Consider the following 2245-nt stretch of genomic DNA (forward strand, 5'->3'; position numbering starts at 1 on the left):
GAGAGTGAAAAGAAAGAACGATGGAATTTTCTTTAAAAAGATTATATGATAGTAACTAAAGTAGTCTAGCTCACTTTCACCATTTATGAAGGGGGAAACGAGATGTCAATTGAAATTAAAACGAAGTACGGTCAAATTGATATTAGTACAGATGTAATTGCAACAATTGCTGGAGGTGCCGCGGTAGATTGCTACGGTATCGTAGGTATGGCATCAAAAAATCAGTTAAAAGATGGATTAACAGACATTTTACGAAAAGAAAACTTCACTAGAGGTGTTATTGTTCGTAAAGATGAAGATGAAGTACATATTGATATGTATATTATTGTGAGCTATGGTACGAAAATTTCAGAAGTGGCACATAATGTGCAGACGAAAGTGAAATATACATTAGATCAAACTGTAGGACTAGCAGTAGATTCTGTAAACATCTACGTACAAGGAGTTAAAGTAATAAACTTGTAATGTGCATTAAGGAGGAAAATCTGTGTCAATTCAAAAAATTGATGGAAAACGTTTATCACAAATGATCATGCAAGGAGCGAATAATTTAACAAATAATGTTCAGCTTGTTGATGCATTAAACGTATTTCCAGTTCCAGATGGCGATACCGGTACAAACATGAACTTATCTATGACTTCAGGTGCGCGTGAAGTGAAAGCAAATCCTTCACAGCATGCTGGTAAAGTCGGCGTAAGTTTAGCCAAAGGATTATTAATGGGAGCTCGTGGTAACTCTGGAGTTATTTTATCTCAGTTGTTCCGTGGTTTCTCTAAATCCATTGAACAAAAAGAAGAATTAACAACAGTTGATTTTGCTGCAGCACTAGAAGCTGGAGTAGAGGCGGCTTATAAAGCGGTTATGAAACCGATTGAAGGAACGATTTTAACGGTTGCAAGAGAAACGGGTAAATATGCAGTAACAGTTGCGAAAAAACAGCGCGACTTTGTTTTGTTTATGGAAGACGTTGTGAAAGAAGCAAACGCATCGTTAAATCGTACGCCAGATTTATTACCTGTATTAAAACAAGTTGGCGTTGTAGATAGCGGTGGTAAAGGTCTTGTAGTGGTATACGAAGGATTTTTAGCTGACTTAAAAGGAGAAACGATTTCTTCTGATGCACCGACGCAACCATCTATGAATGAAATGGTACGCGCAGAACATCACCGTAGTGTACAAAGCCAATTGAGTACAGAAGATATTAAGTATGGATATTGTACGGAATTCATGGTGAAATTAGAGGCTGAAAAGGTGAAAGAGCATAATTTCTCTGAACAAAAATTCCGTGAAGATATTAGTGTATATGGTGATTCTCTACTAGTTGTGTCTGATGATGAAATTGTAAAAGTTCATATCCATGCAGAACATCCTGGAGACGCTATGAACTACGGGCAAAAATACGGTAGTTTAATTAAGATTAAAGTAGAAAATATGCGTGAACAGCATACTGCTTTATTAGATGAACCTACTATGGTTCCTGAACAACCAGCTCAATCGAAAGAAAAACAACCATATGGTATCGTAACTGTAGCTATGGGGTCTGGTATTAAAACTTTATTTGAGAGCATCGGCGCAACGAAAGTTATCGAAGGTGGTCAAACGATGAATCCAAGTACGGAGGATATCGTGAAGGCAATTGAAGAAGCAAATGCTGAAAAAATCATTATTTTACCGAATAACGGAAATATTGTAATGGCAGCAGAACAAGCGGCATCAGTTGTAGATCAAGAAGTTATTGTTGTTCGTTCGAAAACAGTTCCTCAAGGTATGGCAGCAATGTTAGCATTTAACCCAGTTGGAACGTTAGAAGAGAATGAAGAAAACATGAAAGAAGCTTTATCTCATGTGAAAACAGGTCAAATTACGTATGCTGTACGTGATACGGAAATTGATGGTGTAGCAATTCAAAAAGATGATTTCATGTGTATTGCAGATGGGAAAATTGTATCTACAAATGCTGAAAAAGTAGGAGCTGCGAAGCAATTGCTAGAAGCGCTTATTGATGAAGATTCTGAAATCGTAACGATTCTACAAGGTGAAGATGCAACTGACGAAGAAGTAGCGGAGTTAGTTGAATTTGTAGAAGAGAAATTTGAAGATGCAGAAGTAGAAGTGCATGCTGGAAACCAACCAGTGTATTCTTTCATCTTCTCTGTAGAATAAGATAAGATTCGTTTTGAAAATAAATGGATTACTTACTTGCTAATGGATAAGAAGTAGTAATATGAAGTTTATTACTAGTTT

Annotated in this window: 2 protein-coding genes; both read left to right on the forward strand. The window is 36.6% G+C overall.

Features of this window, described 5'->3' with window-relative positions; all coding sequences use genetic code 11:
* Nucleotides 1–102 precede the first annotated feature (102 nt).
* A complete protein-coding gene (locus ACQGS6_RS26905; RefSeq protein WP_000021109.1) occupies nucleotides 103–465 on the forward strand; it encodes an Asp23/Gls24 family envelope stress response protein in 363 nt (120 codons plus the stop codon).
* 22 nt (nucleotides 466–487) lie between these two features.
* Nucleotides 488–2164 (forward strand): DAK2 domain-containing protein, encoded by a 1677-nt coding sequence (locus ACQGS6_RS26910; protein ID WP_000027128.1) that lies wholly within the window; start codon nucleotides 488–490, stop codon nucleotides 2162–2164.
* Nucleotides 2165–2245 lie beyond the last annotated feature (81 nt).

This window comes from Bacillus sp. GMs2/2 (genome assembly GCF_050172095.1).
In the GTDB taxonomy this organism is placed as follows: domain Bacteria; phylum Bacillota; class Bacilli; order Bacillales; family Bacillaceae_G; genus Bacillus_A; species Bacillus_A cereus.

What these genes read in the sequence shown, in the direction of transcription:
- ACQGS6_RS26905 (WP_000021109.1), top strand. Translation starts at nt 103, where the DNA reads ATGTCAATTGAAATTAAAACGAAGTACGGTCAAATTGATATTAGTACA.